The organism is Sediminibacillus massiliensis, from assembly GCF_900156915.1.
In the GTDB taxonomy this organism is placed as follows: Bacteria; Bacillota; Bacilli; order Bacillales; family Amphibacillaceae; genus Sediminibacillus_A; species Sediminibacillus_A massiliensis.
This window is the reverse complement of record NZ_LT732535.1, coordinates 471,984-493,032: the sequence shown is the minus strand read 5'-3', so window position 1 is coordinate 493,032 and position 21,049 is coordinate 471,984. Positions and strand designations below refer to the sequence as shown.

Genomic DNA, 21,049 nt, shown 5'->3' with positions numbered 1-21,049 from the left:
AAATATAACTCTCATAAATCTTCTTTTTTTGGTATGATACTGTCATGCACAGGAGGTATGATAATGAATTATCCAAACGGAAAGAAGGCTTCTTTGCGTGGAAATGCCAACTCCCCCAGTCCTGCCTTTGCCAACCGTGGGATGAGCCTGGAGGATGACATCAATGAAACCAATGAATTTTATCTTTCTACAAGGAAAGCAGTGATCCACAAGAAACCGACTCCCGTACAAATCGTAAAAGTGGATTACCCAAAAAGAAGTGCAGCAGTGATTAAGGAGGCCTATTTCAAACAGGCTTCCACTACAGACTACAATGGAGTCTATCGCAGTAAGTACATTGATTTCGAGGCTAAACAGACAAAAAATAAGACGTCCTTTCCCCTCTCAAATGTACATCAACATCAGATTGATCACATGAAAGAAGTGATCGAACATGGCGGGATCAGTTTTCTGATTGTCAGATTCAGTGTATATAATAAAACATTTCTTTTTCCGGGAGTGAAACTTTTTCAGTTCTGGGAAAGTCAATATAATGGGGGGAAAAAATCCATTTCATATGAAGAAATCAAACAGGCTGGTATCATAATCCCCTTCAAGTACCAGGCAAGGGTAGATTACTTGCAAGCAGTGGACCAGCTTTATTTTTAGAACGGAGGAAGATGAGTTATGGCAGAAAACAGCCAATCTCGAACAGCAAGACGAAAACAGCTTAAGAAAAAGAAGAAACCATTATGGAAAAATGCCTTTAAAATAATCGGCATCATCATTTTATTGATTGGATTAGGTATAGGCGGACTATTCACATATTATATTGTAACAGCTCCGAAACTTGACGCAGACAAACTATCAGTACCAGCTTCTACAAAGGTACTCACAAAAGACGGAGAAGAATTTGCAAACCTCGGGGATCAAAAAAGAACAAAAATCGAGTACGATGACCTCCCGCCTATTTTAATAGATGCTGTGACAGCGACGGAAGATTCAAGATTCTTCAGCCACATAGGAATTGATTTCAGAAGAATTGGTGCTGCTGTCTTGGCAAACTTCAGAAGCGGATTCGGTGCTGAAGGAGCAAGTACGATTACACAGCAGGTGATTAAAGGATCTTTCCTGTCACCCGAAAAAACACTAGAAAGAAAAGTACAGGAACAATGGCTTGCCCTTCGTTTAGATAGCCAGTATTCGAAAGAAGAGATACTGGAAATGTATTTAAACAGGATCTACTATGGAAATGTATATGGAGTAGCCGAAGCAGCCGATTTTTATTTCGGCAAAGAAGATTTAAGTGAGTTGACTTTACCCGAAGCGGCCTTATTGGCTGGGTTGCCTCAACGGCCAAGTGCCTATGATCCAACCAAAAATCCTGACCTTGCACAAGAAAGAATGAATACGGTATTGAGTTTGATGGTACAACATAACAAAATAACCGAAGAAGAAGCGGAAGAGACACGGCAAGTCAAGGTCGAATCCATGCTTGTTGACTCCGATTCCCGGCCGGACTCTTCTCCATATGAAGCTTTCTTGCAGCAAGTGCAAAAAGAGGTTAAAGAAAAACTTGATGCAGATATTTATAGTGACGGATTGGAAGTCCATACAACACTAGATCCAGCTGCCCAAGAACAAGTAGAATTCTTGTTAAGCAACAGCGATGATAATCCAATCCAATATCCCGACAATGAATTCCAGGCAGGCGTCTCTGTTCTCGACACTTCAAGTGGAGCAATCAGGGCGATTGGAGGAGGCCGAAAATTTGATGATTCCAAAGGCGGATGGAATTATGCGATCGATGGCAACGGCCGACAGCCAGGATCTACTATCAAGCCGATTACCGTTTATGGACCGGCGATCGAGCATAATCAGTGGTCGACATATCATCAAATCAATGATGATGCTCCATATCAAGTAGGTGACAGTGCTATCCGGAATTGGAACAGAACTTTCCAAGGCTGGGTCAGTATGCGTTATGCATTGGAACAATCGCTCAACGTACCTGCAGCCAAGACACTCGAAGAAATAGGTTACGATGTCGCACAGCCGTTCGCCGAGGGGCTTGGAATTGAGTTCGCGGATGACAGAATGACAATCCGTGATGCAATCGGAGGAACCGAAACAGGTGTTACATCCCTTCAGATGGCTGGAGCTTACAGTGCATTCGGTAATAAAGGAATATATACAGAACCTTACTCTGTTACAAAAGTAGTCTATAGTGACGGCCGGACGGTCGAACTTGAACCAGAATCCGAACCTGCAATGCACGAATATACGGCATATATGATCACAGACATGTTAAAAAGTGTCGTTACTGAAGGAACTGGAACCCGTGCAAATGTCCCTGGCCTTCCAGTTGCGGGGAAAACAGGTACGACAAACGTAGCTGGCGGAGATGGTGCAAACAACGCCTGGTTCAGTGGTTACACCACTGATTATACAATCGCTGTGTGGACCGGATATGATCAGAGTTCCACCACTATTCCGTCTGGATATACTCAAGTCGGTCAGGACATTTTCCGGGAAACGATGGCTAAAATATCTCAAGGGAAAGAAACTGCCGATTTCGAAAAACCAGATTCTGTCGTCGAAGTAGCAGTCGAAAAAGGTTCAAATCCTGCCAGACTGCCTAGTGAATATACACCGCAATCTAGCATCGTTACAGAATTGTTTGTAAAAGGCCATGAACCATCTAAGACTTCGCAAAGATTCGACCGGCTCGATCCTGTCAGCGGTCTTTCCGCTTCTTATAATGAAGAATCGAATTCGATAGAAGCAACATGGAATTACGAAGGTGATGAAGATGTTGCTTTCGAGATAAGTGCCGGGACCGGTGGGTCACTCAACAATTTATCGACAACCGATGATAAAAGTATCGAAATAAGCAGCGTCGATCCAGGTACGACTTATACAATTTCCGTCAAAGCCATCAGTGATAATGACTCGAGTGAAGCAGTCTCCGTTCAGGTCGAAGTTCCAGGTGAAGAGGAAGAAGAAGAGGAACAACCGGAAGATAATGCAGATGAACAAGAAGAAGATCAACAACAAGACGAAGAAAACCAAGAAGATGCTCCGCAAGACCAAGACGGTGAAAACGATCAGGATAATCAAAATGGTAACGACGATAATGGACAAGGAAACAACAATGGAAATCCCGGCAATAACGAAGGAAACGGTAATGGTAATGGTAATGGCAACAACGGTAATAATGAAGGGGGAGCAAATAACGAAAATGGTGAAGGCTCTTCGGATAATGAGGCAGACAATCAGGAATCAAACGATAATGAGGGGGAAACTAACGAGGATTCCCCACCTGCAGAAGAGCCCGAAACAGGTAACGACGAACAGAACAACGAAAACAGCGAAGCATCCAGAAGTCTACACGCTTCTGCTTGGTCAGAGGTATGGAAATACGTTAGCTGAATAACCGATGACATAAAGAAAAGGACAGCTGCCAATATAACGGCAGCTGTCCTTTTCTCCTTTTTTCTCGATTTAAAGGTCGATGTTTTTCTCCCTTACTTTCATTCGTTTCTGCCCTTCTCGGCAGATATCCAGCAAATCACATTCATCGCAGTTTGGGTTTTTTGCTTTGCAATGGTATCTTCCAAAGAAAATCATACGGTGGTGTGTTTGGCTCCACTCCTCCTTCGGAACTTTCCGCATCAAAGTATTTTCCACTTCCAGCACCGAGTCTTTCCAGCGGCAGATGGCAAGCCGTTTCGAGACTCTTTCTACATGGGTGTCCACGGCAATGGCCGGCTCATTAAATGCTACCGACGCCACTACATTTGCTGTTTTTCTCCCTACTCCCGCCAATTTTACCAATTCATCCCTTGTAGAAGGAACTTCGCCTTCATACTCATCCAATAGCATTTGACATAGTTTCCGGATGTTTTTAGCCTTGTTTCTATATAAACCGATGGACCGAATATCCTCTTGTAATTCTTCAAGAGGTACGGAAAGGTAGTCTTCAGGACTTTTATACTTCTTAAATAAGTCTTTTGTAACTTTATTGACAAGTGCATCTGTACACTGTGCAGATAGCACTACAGCAATCACCAATTCAAATGGATTGTCGTGAGTCAGTTCGCATTCTGCTTCGGGAAACATTTCAGCCATGACATCGAGGCAGCGACGAACCTGTGTTTTGTTCAACATTTCTTTTTCCCCTCTCAATCCTCTTCAAGCCAATTATAATACAGCGAAACATCCCTGTTTGACCGTTCCGCCTGGGCCTGCTGATTGTTTTGGTTTACGTGGAAAGCCTTACTCTGTTTTCTTGCTTGTTCTACAGATTTAATCCCTTTCTTCTTCCACTCACCCAATATCCTGTCAATATATCTGAAGTTCAGTTTCCCCATTAGCACAGCTTCGCGCAATGCAGCCTTGATTAAAGACGGCTCTTGGTTATCTTGGTCAATCCATATATTGACCGTCTCAATTTCGAATGGGGATAACGGCCGACCGAATTCTTGTTCAAACAAGATGAAAATGTTCGTTTGTTGTTCGGCTTTTTGCTGTTCGTTGCCTTGTCTGGATTGACCCGTATCATTATAAAGGCTCTCCCAAAGGGGTTCAAGTGAATAACACTCGTTAAGAATTTGACGGTCGTTTTCTTCTTGTTCGATCAATAATAAATTTTTCTGTATCAGCTTTCTCAGTATGCTCGAACACTCCTGATCCGAGAGAGTGGTGAACTGAGCTATCTCAACCGGTGTAGGAAAGTAGTTTCCATTCATTTGAAATCGGTGAATATGTAAAATGACCATAACCTCTGATTCCGTTAATCCGATAGCATGATATTTCTGCAGTATAAGCGACGGGATCACCAATTGGTCTTTAAATAATGACTGATAGTTCCTGTTACTTGACATGGTTGTGTCACCTCTACCTTATTATTGCACATTGAACCTGGTTTCATGATTGACATAATAATCCCTTGTCACCATATACAGTGGCAAGGGATTAAATCAAGTGAAGTGTTTATCATGGATACAGTCGGTTGAGCAATCTAGGGAATGGAATGGTTTCTCTTACATGCTCGACACCGGAAAACCAAGCAACAGTCCGTTCGAGTCCTAATCCAAAACCGGAATGTGGAACACTTCCGTATTTTCGCAACTCAAGATACCATTGATAGGCGTCACCGGTCAAATTATGCTCCTGGTACCTTTGTTCCATCAATTCGAGGTCATCGATTCTTTGTGATCCCCCGATTACTTCTCCATATCCTTCCGGAGCAATCAAGTCCGCACATAATACTACTTCAGTCCGCTTGGGATCCGGTTTCATATAAAATGCTTTAATGTCCGCAGGATAATGGGTGATAAACACAGGTTTATCAAAGCTTTCAGCTATAGCAGTCTCATGGGGTGCACCGAAGTCTTCACCCCATTCTATATCATCGAATCCTTTTTCTTTAAGAAGTTGTATTGCTTCATCATACGTAATGCGAGGAAAAGGCGCTTGGATTTTCTCCAGCTTCGTAATATCCCGATCAAGTGTTTTTAACTCGAGTGCACAATTGTTCCGTACATTTTCTGCAATATAACTGACATACTGTTCCTGTACTTCCAAACTTTCTTCATGGTTCATGAAGGCCATCTCCGGCTCTATCATCCAAAATTCAATCAGATGTCTCCGGGTTTTGGATTTTTCAGCACGGAAGGTCGGGCCAAAAGAGAAAACTTTTCCGAAAGCCATTGCTGCTGCTTCCATGTACAGCTGTCCGCTTTGTGACAAATAAGCTTCCTCGTCGAAGTATTTCGTATGGAACAGCTCTGTCGTACCTTCTGCAGATGAGCCGGTCAAGATAGGCGGATCGATTTTTACGTAGTCATTTTCATGAAAAAAGCTGTAAGTAGACCGGATGATTTCGTTACGGATTTTCATGACTGCATGCTGCTTCTTCGATCTTAACCAGAGATGACGGTTATCCATCAAAAACTCTGTGCCGTGTTCTTTGGGAGTAATCGGATAATCCACCGATTCGCTAATTACTTCGATCTCTTTCACTTGAAGCTCATACCCAAAAGGCGAGCGAGTGTCTTCGACCACAGTACCTGTAACATATAGTGATGTTTCTTGTGTAAGGTTTTTGGCGGATTGGAATGTTTCTTCCGGAACTTCCGCTTTCACAACTACTCCTTGAATGAATCCTGTTCCGTCTCTTAGCTGTAAAAAAGCGATTTTACCACTGGAACGTTTGTTAGCCAGCCAGGCGCCAATGGTAACTTCTTTTCCTTCGTGTTTTGAAACTTGTGAAATAGTCGTTTTCAAAATAATACCTCCGATACCCTTATTGATGTTTTAAAACGAACCTTTTTATACGGTTTGCAGCTTCTTCAAGCTGTTCCAGTGAAATGGCATACGATAGCCGGACGTTCTCTGGAGCACCAAAGCCCGAACCTGGTACCAATGCGACCTTTTCTTCCTCCAAAAGGGCTTCAACCCATTGATCGACACTATCGAATCCATTGTTTTCGACTGCTTTTTTCACATTTGGAAATAAATAGAATGCACCTTTTGGTTTTACGCATTCAATTCCAGGAATATCCACTATCCATTCGTATAATTTTTCCAGGCGATCCTTAAAGGCCTTCCGCATTTCTTCCACCTGGTCCTGGGATGAACGATAGGCAGCAAGAGCAGCATACTGTGCAATTGAAGTAGGATTCGAAGTTGAATGGGAAGCCAAATCGGTCATGGCTTTTATAATTGTATTGTCACCCACAGCATAACCGATTCGCCAACCTGTCATGGAATGGGACTTGGAAACCCCGTTTATAATAATCGTTTTTCGCTTTAGCTCTTCTGAAATCTCTGCTATGGATACATGGTTCAAATCTGTATAAATCAATTTTTCATAAATTTCATCCGAAACAATAAAGATGTCATTTTTCAGACAAACTTCACCTAAATCTTCCAGTTCCTCTTTCGTGTACATTACACCTGTAGGATTACTTGGAGAATTCAGGATGACTGCCTTAGTCTTCTCATTGATTGCTTCTTCCAGCTGCCCGGGTGTTATCTTAAACTCATTTTCCTCTTTCGCCTCTATGATAACAGGATTTCCCTGCGCCAATTTAATTTGCTCTGGATAACTGACCCAGTATGGAGCTGGTACTACTACTTCATCACCCGGATTCAACAAAACTTGGAACAAAGTGAACAGTGCGTGTTTGGCACCATTCGTGACGATGACTTCGTTCTCTTTATAATCAAGATTTTGATCTTGTTGCAGCTTGCTGACAATAGCTTTTTTCAAATCCACTATGCCGCCGGACGGCGTATATTTGGTAAATCCTTCGTTCATTGCAGCGGCGGCTCCATCCAAAATATGTTTCGGTGTATTGAAATCGGGCTCTCCGGCTCCCAGCCCAATAACATCATGTCCTTCCTGCTTCAATGCTTTCGCCTTTGCTGTAATCGCCAGTGTTGAAGATGGAGTCAAAGTTTTCACCCTGTTTGCAAGATCCATTTTAAATTCATCACCTTCCTATTTTATTGAACGATTTAAACGAAAACGCTCATAACTTTCGCCATCTGAAAGGGAATAATATTCCAAGACAAAACGATTGTTTTTATCTATGTATTTGATTTCCAACAATGGTTCTTCTCCGTCGATCGCCAAAACCGAGTCGATCAGCTCACAACTATTGCAAGCACCGCGCCATTCGGACAATAGCTGGTCGACAGGTATCAAATTGTCTTCCAGAAAAAATTGGATGGATGTGTCTTCCCCTTCAGGAACATAGACAATAGCATCGCTTCCGTCTTCCGTTTGTCCTGAAATGACGTGATACAAAGTATCGCCGTGGTAACGGGAGACATCCGAAACTTCACTTATGTTTGTTTCCTCTACAGCCCTTTCAGCCGCTTCCGGATAACCGGACTCTTTCTCTTTTTGTATGCCGCTTATAAAATAAAACGTGTACCCTATAAGCACAATCAGCATCACCAGAATCGCTGCCGATAGCCATTTCAGCCAATCAGGTACGGTAAATGGTAAATACTGCTTTTCCATCATCTTCATCATCCAATGCCAACCCGAACATTAAATCATCTTCCTTCAGAGTTCTATTTAAGCTGTCCACGATCTTGTATAAGTCATCTGAATGCTTAATCTTAACTGTCGACAACGTTTCGATTTTCTTATCCATAGAAACCACCTCCGATAACATTTGTCACCGCCGGATGAACCAGCTTCTATTATCATAACTTATTTAAATTGCAAGTTGAAGCATGAAGGCAGTTTATGTGGAAAATTGCAGATGTTTGCCGGATTATCAATATTTGTTACTTATATCATTTTTCTTTTGTCAAACACTATAAGTAAAGTTGAAAACAAGAAAACAAACACCCATATAATTATAACAGCCAGCAGTATGTAAAAGGTGATGTTTCTGTAATTTTCAACTAAAAATTTTCTAACCCATACTAATTTTAATTGTGCGCCATTCAGGCGCACAATTTTTTTAAGTCATTTTCAACACTTCATAATCCTTTTCGTTCAAGCGGATGATTGTCGTCCCTACCTGTTCCAATTGATAGACATCGATCCATGATTCATTCAGCCTTTCAATCAGACCTTCATTGGGATTTCCCTTCTCACTATTGAAAATAATTGCCAAGTGAGGATCAATCCGGTCAAGCATGAAGGAACTCGGTGATTTACCCCGTGCATAGTCGCCGATTTTCACCATTTGCGGATCAGGGTTGTACTGAAGCAGTTCGTCTTCATCCTCAATTCCGCTGTTGCTTAAATACAAAAGGGTATTGTTGCCGAAAAGGATTTCCATGGACATTTCGCCAGTTTTGTCGGTTTTCAGTACTTTGAAACATACACCATTTGGATAACTGTACTCTTTTCCTTCTGCCCAGACTTCCTTTGGTACGCTGCTGACTTGCTTTTCGCATGTCTTACTTAATCCGCCGGAATGAATGACTGCCTTTATTTTATATTTGTCAATCAACCTTTCTGCATTTTGACAATAATCAGCTGATTGCTTGGTTAAAATCAACGAATTAATACTTGTTATGTTTAAATCGTTCAAATCTTCCAACAGTGCTTCTTCACTTCTTGACGGACCGGTATTAATAAGAATTGTTTCATCCAAACCTTTTATAAGGGTTGCTTCTCCATCCGGCAAGTCAAAAAAAGCAAGGTAAATTTCTTTCTCGTTCAAGTCCACGACAGTTTCTCCGGACACAGACGGGACAGAGGCCCCAAACATCACAGACCAAGCCAGTAAACAGCCGATCACATACTTCATGTATTCTCACCCATCCTACATATCCTAGTTACCTACACTAACTAGGATATGTAAAAATGCCAAAGGTATCATATCCAATCGTCTGCTTTTTTCATCAATTTACTGGTTGTATCATAAGTAATTGGGACTTTTGGAAGAGAATCAGTAAAATAGCGTCCATATCTCGCTTTTACAATACGATCATCACAGATAAAGACTATCCCTCTGTCGGTACTTGACCTGATCAAACGTCCAAATCCCTGCTTAAACCTTATCACCGCGTGAGGAAGGGCCATTTCCATGAATGGATTTTTTCCTGTTTTCTGAAGACGCTGTGATTTTGCCTCGAAGACCGGATGATCTGGTGGTTGGAAAGGAAGCCGGACAATTATTAAACTAGACAAATCACTTCCTGGAATGTCCACGCCTTCCCAGAAAGAACTCGTGCCCAACAGAATTGCTTTGTCGAAAGCTTGAAAATTTTTCTTCAGCCTGGCCCTGCTGCCACTGGAAATCCCTTGGGCTATGAGCATGTAATCGTTTATTTCGGAAAACTCTCTCAATATGTTGTAAGTTTTCTTTAACATGTCATAGGAAGTAAACAATACAAGCATTCTTCCTTCAGTTATTTCGGCCAGCGATAAAATGGCCTCGCTCGTCGCCATAATAAATTCTTCTTGTCCGGACTTCTTCATATCAGGAAAATCACTCGGTACCATCAATTGTACTTGTTGGTCATATCGATAAGGAGAAATGATTCTTTTTTCGATCACTTCCTCTTCTTTCAAGCCAAGCCGTTCCCGTATATACTTGAATGAATTTTTCATGGTAAGAGTTGCACTGGTCAGGATGACACTTTCCTTTCCATCAAACAAGTTGTCAGCCAGTATTTTCGCAACATCTACAGGTTCACAGTACAAGTAAACAGCATTCTTGGCGCCAAAAGCTTCGATTTCCACCCATTTAACCATGGACTCTTCGTCAAAAAGAAACATGCTCTCTAAATCATCCATCAATGCTTGTAACTTATCGATATTATTTTGTATCCCATCCAAATCATCACTTGTCGCCATCTCGTTTTTCTTCAGCTGAGTTTTTTGCATTTCCAACAAATGGATCAAATCCCTGAGAAAAAAAGTGAGCCTTGTGGTCATTTCTTTGACTGTATTCCATTTGGCAGAAGGTTCACTCGCTGAATCCAGCCGGTATTGGTACCGCCCTATATCATTTACTGCGATGTTCTTGCGGCTCTTTTCAATTACATAATCAAATATAAAACGGAACAAATCATCCGTTTCCTCCTTGCACTGTTGCCACAATTGATCCCAAATTGTGTCCGACTGTTCTTGTAAAGGCCCAAATCTGGCAATCATCCCTCCGTACCAATCCTGGGGACTGGAAGAACCAATGCTATTCAGTAAATATTGAATCGAAACATAATCGAGCTTCAAACCGAAATGCTTCGCGGCTGTACCTTCCAAATGGTGCGCTTCATCTATAATCACCTTGTTGTAGGAAGGCAGCAGGGTGTGTTCGCTATTTATATCTGCACACAACAAGGAATGGTTCGTTATCACTAGGTTTGCTTTTTGTGTATGATAGCGCACATATTGGTAAAAGGACCTGCTGAACCATGGGGACTTAGGATCGATATACTCTTCTGAGTCCGTTGACACCTTGCGGAAGAAACTTTTCCCGCTTGAAGGAAGTTGGATCTCATCTATATCACCCGTCACCGTTTCAGTCAACCAGACCAATATGATTGCCTTGGTCAACGTGATGTCATAATTATCCGGCTGATCGGAAAATAGTTCTTTTTCATACTTGCTTAAACTTAAGTAATGTTGTTTTCCCTTAATTAGTGCTACATGGAACGGGAAATCGAGAACTTTTCTCAGTACTGGTATCTCTTTCTCAAGCAGTTGTGACTGTAGTTGGGTTAAGTGAGTGCTGATTAGAATTCTCTGACCCGTTTTCACCGATTCGTAAAGCGCGGGAATAAGATAAGCCAGCGATTTTCCTGTCCCCGTTTCTGCCTCCAAAAGAGCATGCTGGGAAGATTGGAAAGCGTCATATATCGCTTCGGACATCTCTGCCTGCCCTGATCTCGGTTCATAATTCTCCATTTGTGAAGCTATTTTGCCATCCGGCCTGTAAATTTCTTCAACAAAGTCGCCGAAAGAAGGAAGCTTAAAAGAATCTTCCATGGGGACTTTTTCTTTTTTCTTCAAGGCAATTCCACGAAATACTTCCAAATCATCCCTTACTGGGGAAGTGAAAGACAATTCTTCCATATAATAATCCAACACAAAGTATAAATCACTCTTTAGCGTGCCTTCCAATTCTTGTAATTGATATAAGGTTTCATATGGAAGATTCCTTATCTTTTCGAGTAAATGAATAAGCAGTTTTGATGTTACAGTGGCATCTGACAATGCCCTGTGTGGGTCAGTATGCTGTAAATCCAAGTAATCGGACAGCTGACCTAGCTTGAACCCCGGTGCCTGAGGCAACATGATCCTCGACAATTCAACTGTATCGATAACCGGCTGTTTTAATGGCGTTAATCCGGCTGCCTGTATTTCATAATTTAAAAAGCCCAAATCAAACGGTACATTATGAGCTACTATGTAAGCATCAGCAAACAATCCAATGACCTCATTGGCAATATCTTCGAAATGAGGAGCATCCGCCACATTTGCATCCGTTATCCCAGTAAGATTTGTGATAAATGAAGGAATAGGGGTGTTCGGATTGACAAATGATGAAAATTCCTCCACGACTTGTTCATTTTCTATCACCACTATACCGATCTCGATGATTTTGTCTCCTTTTGAAGGTGTGTGCCCGGTTGTTTCTAAATCGACTACGACATATTTTCTCATATATCCACCTCCTGATAGTAGAGTGGTTGATTTCATAAAGACAAGGAAAACTCTTATCAATACCTGCTTTGATAAGAGTTTTCATAAATATCCGGGCCGATGCCCGTCACTATTCATTTACTTTCTTACAAGAAGGTTAATGGTGGTTCTTCTTCTATTAATTCTACGATGTTGTTATCTGTATCCATGATGGCGATTTTGGGCGAGTAAGCGGCCAGCTCATCTTCTGTTAACATTGCATAAGAAACAATTATGACGATATCGCCAGGCTGAACAAGTCTGGCTGCAGCACCGTTAAGACATATAACACCGCTTCCCCTTTTTCCTGGTATAACATATGTTTCGAGTCTTTCGCCATTGTTGTTGTTCACAATTTGCACTTTCTCATTTGGAAGGATCCCGACTTTTTCTATTATATCTTGGTCAATCGTTACACTTCCAACATAATTCAAATTAGCCTCTGTTACACGGGCACGATGAATTTTCGCTTTCATCATGTGTCGAAGCATCTCTTCTCCTCCTACAATTCCATACCGGAGTTGTTGTCCAACTGGATAATCATATTGTCAATCAACCTAACCTTGTCGAAAAAGACAGCAACTGCCAAAATCACCTGGCCGCTGATTTCATCGATAGAGGTCAATTCCGGGTAATCAAGCAATTCAACATAGTCTATTTTACCACGGGTGTGCTGCTTTATAAATGCTTTCACTTCTTTAACAATAGTAATAGGATTTTTTTCTCCGTCAATTATGGATTGATGCCCCACTCTCAAGGCTTTATACAAAAATTTAGCCTCTTCTCTCTCTTCCTTGGTTAGATTCACATTCCGGCTGCTTTTTGCGAGCCCATCATTTTCTCTAACCGTATCTACCGGAACGATTGTCACAGGGAAGTTCAAATCCTTCACCAACGCATCGACTACTGCGACTTGCTGTGCATCTTTCTTTCCGAAATAAACATTGTGCGGATTGACAATATGGAACAGTTTTGAAAGCACCGTCACCACACCATCAAAGTGTCCTGGCCTTGACTTTCCACATAAAGCTTCTGTCCGTTTCGTTACTTGCATCGTAATAGACGGTTCTTCCGGGTACATCTCCGCCACGGTAGGGATAAACAATATGTCCACTTTTTCGCTTTTTGACACAGAAACATCCTGATTTTCATTTCGGGGATATGTTTCATAGTCTTCGTTGGCACCAAATTGTAGAGGATTGACGAATATGCTTGCAATAACGATATCATTTTCTGCTCTAGCCTGTTGCATCAACCGTTGATGCCCTTCATGAAGAAAACCCATCGTCGGCACAAAACCGATTTTACATCCCTTTTCCCTAAACTCACAGGTATATTGCTGAAGATTGGCTACAGATCTAACTATCTCCATCATCAAACCCACCTGTCTCTGGCAGTAATTCTGTATTCATGGAATAAGAATGTCTGTCTTCCGGGAAAGTCGCAGTTTTGACATCCTGGTGATATGTTGCCAATGCAAGAACCATCTCTGTATTAGCATCAAAGTACTCTTTAACAAACTTAGGAAGTCTTTCCACTCCATATTTCAAAATGTCATGGTAAACAAGAACCTGGCCGCTGCAACTATTGCCGGCACCTATACCAATGGTAGGAATGTCAATTGTATTTGTAATAAGGGCTGCCAATTCTTTCGGAACACATTCCAAAACCAAGGACACGGCACCTGCCTTTTCCAGGGCTTTAGCTTCCGTAATTAGTTGCTGGGCGGTTTCACTGTTCTTTCCTTGAACTTTATACCCGCCTAGCACGTTGACAGATTGAGGGGTCAATCCTAAGTGGCCTATAACAGGGATACCACCACTGGTCAACTTTTCGATCAATTTGAGGGTGTCTGTTGCAGCTCCTTCCAATTTTAACGCCTGGGCACTTGTTTCCTGATATATCCTGGCAGCATTTTGGAGAGAAACCTCCAATGAGACATGGTATGACATGAAGGGCATGTCAACAACCACAAATGTATCATTTGCCGCTCTTGTCACCGCTTTGCCGTGATGGATCATGTCTTCTACAGTGACCTGGATCGTCGACGGATATCCCAACACAACCATCCCTAGCGAATCACCTACCAAAATCATATCGATACCCGCTTGCTGAACCAGCTTCGCTGATGGGTAGTCGTAAGCAGTAACCATGGAAATTTTTTCACCGGACCGTTTCATTTCTTGAAAATGCACTATGGTTTTCATTTCAATTCCCCTTACCATTGAATTTCTGCTGAATACAACGTTTCTACTTTATTATCAGCTGTCCTTACTTGTACTGCCCCGTTCGCAGCCAGACCAACTAATTCTGCTTTCCACTGTCTGCCAGGAGTATTGATCGTTACGATTTCACCCATTTTATATGCAAGACTTTCCCATTTTTGCTTGGTATCGCTAAATCCATATTGAAGAAAATGGTCATATGCCGACTCGAAATTTGAAAGGATGGTTTGAATGAGTGTATTCAAGTTCCATAGCTGTCCTGTTTCTTGTCTTAACGATGTCGCTTTTTTATGCAATTCCGCAGGCATGGCTGTTTCCAATTGATTAACATTCATACCGATTCCGAGCACGATGTACTGGACCTGGTCTTGTTCAGCCTGCATTTCTGTAAGTATTCCCGCTGTCTTTCTCCCGTTAATCATGATGTCGTTAGGCCATTTAATTTGCGGATTCAATCCAGTCACTTCTTGAATTGCATTGGCGAGAACTGTCGCTGTCATCAAAGTGATTTGTGGAGCAATGTGAGGCATTATCCCGGGCCTGAGAACAATGCTCATCCAAATACCTTCACCTTTAGCCGAATGCCATTTTCGGTTCATCCGGCCTTTGCCTGCTGTTTGCTCATCCGCGATAACCACGGTTCCTTCCGGAGCTCCTTCGGCGGCAAGCTGATGGCCTATGATCTGGGTCGACAGTACTTCTTTTTTATGTATGACTCTCCTGCCGATTTTATTTGTCTTAAGCCCCCATTGGACGGTATTTGCTGATAGTTTGTCGGGAAAGTCGGTAATCCGATATCCCTTTCGCGGCACTGCTTCTATCCCGTACCCGTCTTTCTCGAGCTCTTTCATATGTTTCCACACAGCAGTCCGGGAAATATCCAGTTGGAGGGAAAGTTCCTGCCCGGATATATGACCATCTCTGTTTTTTGAAAGAATCTCGATTAATTTATTTCGTGTGGTCATGATTCCTTATCCACTCCTTTATATCTTGCTTGTTGTTGGATATTTCCCCCGTGACAACATACCTTTCGATAGTGTCCAGACATTCTTTGATCCATGCCCCCTTCTTCCTTTCAGGGTACATATCCACCAAATCATTTCCATTAATGGACAGCTGCTTTCTGTCTTTAATAGGCAGACCTTCCTTAAGTCGACGCAATTCTCTTTCAGTTATGGAACCCACCAACAAAGAATAAAGGCTTGCAAAACCAGGAATCATTTCTCCAGGAAGCTGATAGACAAGCCAAGGTCCAATTCCATGGCGACGGCTTTGGCGAAGGAGAGTTGATAAAAGCTTTGCCTCCCTGCCCACCCGATTGGAAAGTTTCCATTCTTTTACCCAATCATCAACAGGTACGGCAGGCAGTACCTCAACAAAGAAACAAAGCATCTCCCGGAAAGAAGACAAAGGCACAGCAGTTTCTGCGAGCTGATTAATGAATGATTGATTGTTGCTGAAAACAGGAAAGTATTCAGTCAGTCCGGATTGTTTCAACAAACCGGCACCCTCTCTGACATTTGAACCTTGAAACATTTTTTCCAATTCTACCGCTATCCGTTCAACGGCAATATTTTTCAATAATGGGGCTTGTGCCTGCAAAGCATGCAGTGTGGTTTGTTCTATGGAAAAACCAAGCTGGCTGCAGAACCTTACTGCCCTCATCATCCTCAGCGGATCTTCTTGGAATCTCTCGACAGGTTGCCCCACCGTCTGAATCAATCCAGACTCGATATCATCCCTGCCACGGAATGGGTCTATTATGTTTCCTCTTCGGTCCATCGCCATTGCATTGATGGTGAAATCACGTCTAGACAGATCTTCTTCGATATTATCGACATAACCGACGCGGTCAGGATGACGGAAATCAGAGTAACCAGCTTCTACACGGAATGTCGTCGTTTCAAAAGATTCGCCATCCATCCTTACAATAACAGTACCATGTTCGATACCGACAGGAATGACTTTGTGGAATAATGCTTGAACCTCCTCCGGCCTGGCCGAGGTTGTAATATCGATGTCGCCGACTTTTCTGCCGAGCAGCAAATCACGTACTGCCCCGCCGACAAAGTAAGCCTTGTAGCCGTTCATTTCAAGCTTTTCCAATATTTTTTCTGCTGAAGAGAAAGAGTCCGGAACCATTCTGAATCACCTGTCTACATTAAATTGTCATATATTTTTTCATATTCGGAGATAATTTTGTCTGAGTTGAATCTTTCTTTAACTGTATAAATGCTGTTTTGAGACATACGCTTCCATAATTCCCCATTGGTCAATATATCCAATGCCATATTGGAAACTTGATCGACATCACCGAGTTCTGCAATGTAACCATTGTATCCATTTTCGATGACTTCGGGAATTCCACCTATATTTGTACCAATACAAGGAACGCCGCAGGCCATCGCTTCAAGCAGTACTAACCCAAAACTTTCTTTTTCGGACAATAACAACTTCAAATCCGATATAGACAATATATCAGCAACGTTTATTTGTCTTCCGAGAAATAAAACATTGTCACTAAGTCCTGCACTTTCAACCAGCTTATACATTTCAGACAGTTCGGGCCCGTCTCCGACCAGCAACAACTTGGCCGGCATTTGGCCGCAAATTTTTTCGAAAGCATGAATGACATCCTGTACTCGTTTCACTTTCCGGAAGTTGGATATATGAACAATGACCTTTTCTTCTTCCTTTATACCATACTGCCTTTTCAAATCATTACTGGAACGATAGTAGTATTCATTTTCATCGATAAAATTATGGACTACCTCGATTTTTCTTTCCACACCCAGCATCTCTTTTGTTTGGTCTACAAGGCTGTTCGAAACCGCCGTTACCGAATCAGACAAGTCTATGCCATGCTTGATCATTTTCTTTAAGCTTCTGTCGATTCCGAGTACGGTAATATCGGTTCCATGCAAGGTAGTGACGATTTTGACATCATGGTCTGCCATGTCTCTTGCAAGAATAGCACATATCGCATGGGGCATCGCATAATGAACATGCAGGATATCTAACTTCTCCCGGTCGATTACTTCTGCCATTTTACTGGCCAGTGATAAATCATACGGAGGGTATTTAAAGACCGGATAATGATTTACCTCCACTTCATGGAAATAAATATTCGAGCGAACACTATTCAAACGAAACGGAAGGCTGGAAGTGATAAAATGGATTTCATGACCTCTCTTTGCCAGTAATTTTCCTAATTCGGTTGCTATAATACCTGATCCTCCAACTGAAGGATAACAAGTTATTCCGATTTTTTTCATCATTTATTTCCTTGTTCCTTTTTTTTCTGTACAATCTCTCTCCATTGGAAATCTCCGTGCTCCAATGCGCGGATCACAATTTCAGCAGCGCCAAGATTCGTGGCCAGCGGAATTTGATACACATCACACAAGCGCATAAGAGCACTTACATCAGGTTCGTGCGGCTGTGCCGTCAACGGGTCACGGAAGAAAATCACCACATCCATGTCATTTTCCGCAATCATGGCTCCGATTTGTTGGTCTCCTCCCAAGGGGCCAGATTGGAAACGGTGGACGTCCATTTTCGTTGATTCTGCTACCTTTTTCCCCGTCGTACCGGTAGCAAACAGGCGATGATGCTTGAGAATATGGGTATAAGCAATTGTAAAACTGATCATGTCCGCTTTCTTTTTATCATGCGCGATTAAAGCTATATTCACTTTTATCCCCTCAATCCAGTAAATTTTCGAGTCCATACACCAGCATATCAAGTTTTATGACATGCTCGACTGCCAGCTTAACTCCCGACATAAATGATTCTCTGTGAAAGGAATCATGCTTGATAGTCAAATTTTGACCAGAGCCCCCAAACACTACTTCCTGATGTGCCACAAGACCGGGAAGCCTCACACTGTGAATTTTCATTCCATCAAAATCTGCTCCCCTGGCACCTTCAATGGTTTCTTTTTCATCGGGATGGCCTTGTTTTTTACTCTCTCTAGCTTCTTTTATCAACTGGGCTGTTTTCACCGCAGTACCGGATGGCGCATCCAGTTTATTATCATGGTGGCGTTCGATTATTTCCACGTCAGGGAAGTATTTTGCCGCCCATTTGGAAAATTGCATCATCAGTACAGCCCCTAATGCAAAATTAGGAGCAATAACGACTCCCAGTTCTTTCCTTTCTGCCAAATCGGTGAGCTCTGCCAACTGCTCCTCTGTGAATCCCGTCGTACCAACTACAGGGCGCAAACCGTATTCCAATGCTAACTTCGTGTGCTTATAGCCGACTTCAGGAGTAGTCAAATCCACAAGGACGTCGGCTTCAACCGATTGAAAACATTCTTCTAAATCTTCATATATGTATGCATCGAACTGGGGCAATCCTTCTACATCTTTAACTTGTTTTCCTCCATTTTTTCTGTCAACACATGCAGCAAGTTCCAAGCCTTCTTCTTTGCTTATCATTCTGAGGGCTTCACTGCCCATTTTACCACGGGGACCTGCGACGATAATTTTTATTTTATTCATCTTCTACTTCCTTTCCCTCAATTCTTGTCCAACGATTCTTGTCTCTGGTTTCAATTTTATTCATTGCCAGCTCGAAAGCATCAGAAAGGCTGATATTCAAAGAGTTGGCAAAACAAATCATCACAAACAACAAATCGCCGAGTTCCTCTTCCATTGTACTATCATCTTCACTCGGTTTTTTTGGTTTTTCACCATACCGGTGGTTGACTTCTCTTGCCAGTTCGCCCGCTTCTTCCGTCAACCTGGCCATCAGGCTGAGCGGTGAAAAATAACCTTCTTTAAATTGGGAAATATAACGGTCAACCCTTTGTTCCATTTCCTTGGTGGTATAGTTCTTCAGATTATTCATGACTGAACTCCTTTATGTATTGCTTCAAATCAGGCAAAAGTCAGAAAAAGTTGCCTTCATATAATTTTATCACTTATCATGTTAGCTAAAAGGAGAAATTTTGACAAATGATTCATCCAGCGCAACAAAGTCAGACTGCTCTTTTAATTTTTCAAATTATATCGTAGAGGTGAGAATGTGGCATTTTGGGGTTTGAAATTGAAAAATATACTATTTATCCTGCTTGGGGCAGCTATTTTTTCTTTTGGGATCGTCCATTTTAATATGCAGAATGAACTGGGCGAAGGCGGATTCACCGGTATTACTCTGTTGATGTACTTTTTATGGGGGTGGGATCCGGCTGTAACGAACATCTTGCTAAATATTCCCGCTTTTATCGTAGGATGGAAGTTTTTAAGCAGGAACACCTTTCTTTATACAGTTATCGGCACATTGGCAGTGTCTCTGTTTTTAAGTGTCTTTCAAAACAATCAGTACCAGCTTTATCTTCAATCGGATATGACTCTGGTGGCGTTGTTTGCAGGAGTATCGATCGGTATAGGGCTAGGTATCATTTTCCGCTATGGTGGGACGACAGGCGGTGTCGATATCATCGCAAGAATTGTATATAAATATGCAGGATGGAGCATGGGTAAAACAATGTTTCTATTTGACGGTTTGGTCATCGCCACTTCCATTTTGACTTACCTTGAATTGGTGGAAGGCATGTACACACTTGTAGCTGTCTATGTAGCAGCCCGTGTAATTGATTTTATCCAGGAAGGCGCATATGCAGCAAGAGGGGCGACTATTATCTCCAACTCCAGTACAGAAATATCTAATAGAATCATGGAGAAAATGGACAGGGGTGTTACCGTATTACAAGGCAAGGGTCATTATACAGGTGAGAAACGAGATGTGCTTTACTGTGTTGTGGCCAGGAACGAAATCGTCCGATTGAAAAACATCATCCACGAAGTTGACCCCCATGCGTTTGTGGCGGTGACCTCGGTGCATGACGTAGTAGGAGAAGGGTTCACACTGGACGAGAACAAAAAACCGCTAAACGATTAAAAAAAGCCGGTTCCCCAATAATTCGGGAATCGGCTTTTTATTTACTCTTCGCTCGGTCCTAGAAACATTAATACAAAGCGGATCAATTCGGCAACGGCTACCAGTGCGGCAGCTACGTAAGTCAAAGCAGCAGCGTTCAAGACTTTTTTTGTCTGGCGCTCTTCGTTGTTACGGATGATTCCGCTGGACACCAATTGTCCCATCGCCCGATTGGAAGCGTTGAATTCCACCGGCAGCGTAACAAGTTGGAACAGCACCGCAAAAGACATAAATACAATCCCTACTAAAACGAGATTCATCAATCCCATTAAGGCACCAGCCAGAATAAGAATGAACGATAGGTTTGAACCGAGATTTGCAAGCGGGAACAATGTATGCCTGAAGCGTAGAAACGCATATGATTCAGCATCCTGTATAGCGTGGCCTACTTCATGAGCAGCAATTGCTGATGCTACCATGGAATGTCCATGGTAATTGTCGCTCGATAATCTGACCACTTTCTTTCTTGGATCATAATGGTCTGACAGTACTCCTCTGGTTTCTTCGATTCTGACATCAAATAAGCCATTGTCATCCAATATCTTTCTTGCCACCTGTTGTCCTGTCATATACGACGAAGTAGCAACCTTTGAATACTTTTTGTATGTGCTTTTCACTTTTGATTGTGCCCAAAGCGGGACAATCAGCAATAGGGCGATATAGATTAAATAGCCGCCTAAAGATGAGAACATTTCCATTCCTCCATAGTGTGAAAAATCTATCTTACTTA

At 42.2% G+C, this 21,049-nt stretch carries 21 protein-coding genes; 3 read left to right on the top strand and 18 right to left on the bottom strand.

The annotated features are described in order from the left end of the window. Positions 1–63: 63 nt before the first annotated feature. Both recU and CZ434_RS03195 read left to right on the top strand, forming a co-directional pair. A complete protein-coding gene (gene recU, locus CZ434_RS03200) occupies positions 64–648 on the top strand; it encodes a Holliday junction resolvase RecU (RefSeq protein ID WP_077621768.1) in 585 nt (194 codons plus the stop codon). Between the two features lie 18 nt (positions 649–666). Further along, a complete protein-coding gene (locus CZ434_RS03195; protein WP_077621767.1) occupies positions 667–3,411 on the top strand; it encodes a transglycosylase domain-containing protein in 2,745 nt (914 codons plus the stop codon). A 72-nt stretch (positions 3,412–3,483) separates the two neighbouring features. Here the strand turns inward: CZ434_RS03195 and nth are convergent, their stop codons facing one another. The 17 genes from nth to CZ434_RS03110 all read right to left on the bottom strand — a co-directional run bounded on the left by nth (position 3,484) and on the right by CZ434_RS03110 (position 19,227). Further along, on the bottom strand, positions 3,484–4,149 hold the full coding sequence (gene nth, locus CZ434_RS03190) for an endonuclease III (RefSeq protein ID WP_077621766.1): 666 nt from the start codon (positions 4,147–4,149) through the stop codon (positions 3,484–3,486). A 14-nt stretch (positions 4,150–4,163) separates the two neighbouring features. Next, entirely contained in the window at positions 4,164–4,865 is a 702-nt protein-coding gene (locus tag CZ434_RS03185; protein ID WP_077621765.1) for a DnaD domain-containing protein, read from the bottom strand. A 112-nt stretch (positions 4,866–4,977) separates the two neighbouring features. Next, entirely contained in the window at positions 4,978–6,270 is a 1,293-nt protein-coding gene (gene asnS / locus CZ434_RS03180; RefSeq protein WP_077621764.1) for an asparagine--tRNA ligase, read from the bottom strand. Positions 6,271–6,289: 19 nt separating this feature from the next. Next, positions 6,290–7,471, bottom strand: coding sequence for a pyridoxal phosphate-dependent aminotransferase (locus tag CZ434_RS03175; protein ID WP_077621763.1), 1,182 nt, complete (start codon positions 7,469–7,471; stop codon positions 6,290–6,292). Between the two features lie 18 nt (positions 7,472–7,489). After that, the gene (locus CZ434_RS03170; RefSeq protein WP_143262114.1) at positions 7,490–8,029 is read right to left on the bottom strand and encodes a cell wall elongation regulator TseB-like domain-containing protein; all 540 of its coding nucleotides are present in this window, start codon (positions 8,027–8,029) and stop codon (positions 7,490–7,492) included. Continuing rightward, positions 7,983–8,153 carry a YpmA family protein gene (locus CZ434_RS03165; protein ID WP_077621761.1) on the bottom strand — a complete coding sequence of 57 codons (171 nt, stop codon included), beginning with the start codon at positions 8,151–8,153 and terminating at the stop codon, positions 7,983–7,985. The genes CZ434_RS03170 and CZ434_RS03165 overlap by 47 nt, the downstream gene beginning before the upstream one ends. A gap of 315 nt (positions 8,154–8,468) precedes the next feature. Beyond that, the gene (locus tag CZ434_RS03160) at positions 8,469–9,266 is read right to left on the bottom strand and encodes a ComEC/Rec2 family competence protein (protein WP_077621760.1); all 798 of its coding nucleotides are present in this window, start codon (positions 9,264–9,266) and stop codon (positions 8,469–8,471) included. Positions 9,267–9,334: 68 nt separating this feature from the next. Next, the gene (dinG, locus tag CZ434_RS03155; protein ID WP_077621759.1) at positions 9,335–12,130 is read right to left on the bottom strand and encodes an ATP-dependent DNA helicase DinG; all 2,796 of its coding nucleotides are present in this window, start codon (positions 12,128–12,130) and stop codon (positions 9,335–9,337) included. Between the two features lie 125 nt (positions 12,131–12,255). After that, positions 12,256–12,639 (bottom strand): aspartate 1-decarboxylase, encoded by a 384-nt coding sequence (gene panD / locus CZ434_RS03150; protein WP_077621758.1) that lies wholly within the window; start codon positions 12,637–12,639, stop codon positions 12,256–12,258. 11 nt (positions 12,640–12,650) lie between these two features. Next, positions 12,651–13,520, bottom strand: coding sequence for a pantoate--beta-alanine ligase (panC, locus tag CZ434_RS03145; RefSeq protein ID WP_077621757.1), 870 nt, complete (start codon positions 13,518–13,520; stop codon positions 12,651–12,653). Continuing rightward, positions 13,507–14,355, bottom strand: coding sequence for a 3-methyl-2-oxobutanoate hydroxymethyltransferase (gene panB / locus CZ434_RS03140; RefSeq protein ID WP_077621756.1), 849 nt, complete (start codon positions 14,353–14,355; stop codon positions 13,507–13,509). Before panB ends, panC begins: the two co-directional genes overlap by 14 nt. 11 nt (positions 14,356–14,366) lie before the next feature. Continuing rightward, complete coding sequence (locus tag CZ434_RS03135) at positions 14,367–15,338, bottom strand: biotin--[acetyl-CoA-carboxylase] ligase (protein WP_342745653.1); 972 nt, start codon at positions 15,336–15,338, stop codon at positions 14,367–14,369. Then, on the bottom strand, positions 15,322–16,515 hold the full coding sequence (locus CZ434_RS03130) for a CCA tRNA nucleotidyltransferase (RefSeq protein WP_077621754.1): 1,194 nt from the start codon (positions 16,513–16,515) through the stop codon (positions 15,322–15,324). The genes CZ434_RS03135 and CZ434_RS03130 overlap by 17 nt, the downstream gene beginning before the upstream one ends. Positions 16,516–16,529: 14 nt before the next feature. Continuing rightward, complete coding sequence (bshA, locus tag CZ434_RS03125) at positions 16,530–17,648, bottom strand: N-acetyl-alpha-D-glucosaminyl L-malate synthase BshA (RefSeq protein WP_077621753.1); 1,119 nt, start codon at positions 17,646–17,648, stop codon at positions 16,530–16,532. Further along, positions 17,648–18,067 (bottom strand): methylglyoxal synthase, encoded by a 420-nt coding sequence (gene mgsA / locus CZ434_RS03120; protein WP_077621752.1) that lies wholly within the window; start codon positions 18,065–18,067, stop codon positions 17,648–17,650. The genes bshA and mgsA overlap by 1 nt, the downstream gene beginning before the upstream one ends. 10 nt (positions 18,068–18,077) lie before the next feature. After that, positions 18,078–18,878 (bottom strand): 4-hydroxy-tetrahydrodipicolinate reductase, encoded by an 801-nt coding sequence (gene dapB / locus CZ434_RS03115; protein WP_077621751.1) that lies wholly within the window; start codon positions 18,876–18,878, stop codon positions 18,078–18,080. Further along, complete coding sequence (locus tag CZ434_RS03110) at positions 18,871–19,227, bottom strand: nucleotide pyrophosphohydrolase (RefSeq protein ID WP_077621750.1); 357 nt, start codon at positions 19,225–19,227, stop codon at positions 18,871–18,873. Before CZ434_RS03110 ends, dapB begins: the two co-directional genes overlap by 8 nt. A 192-nt stretch (positions 19,228–19,419) precedes the next feature. Between CZ434_RS03110 and CZ434_RS03105 the strand changes: the two genes are divergently transcribed. Beyond that, on the top strand, positions 19,420–20,280 hold the full coding sequence (locus CZ434_RS03105; protein ID WP_077625053.1) for a YitT family protein: 861 nt from the start codon (positions 19,420–19,422) through the stop codon (positions 20,278–20,280). A gap of 41 nt (positions 20,281–20,321) precedes the next feature. Here CZ434_RS03105 and CZ434_RS03100 read toward each other — a convergent pair whose 3' ends face one another. After that, a complete protein-coding gene (locus CZ434_RS03100; protein ID WP_077621749.1) occupies positions 20,322–21,011 on the bottom strand; it encodes a zinc metallopeptidase in 690 nt (229 codons plus the stop codon). Positions 21,012–21,049 lie beyond the last annotated feature (38 nt).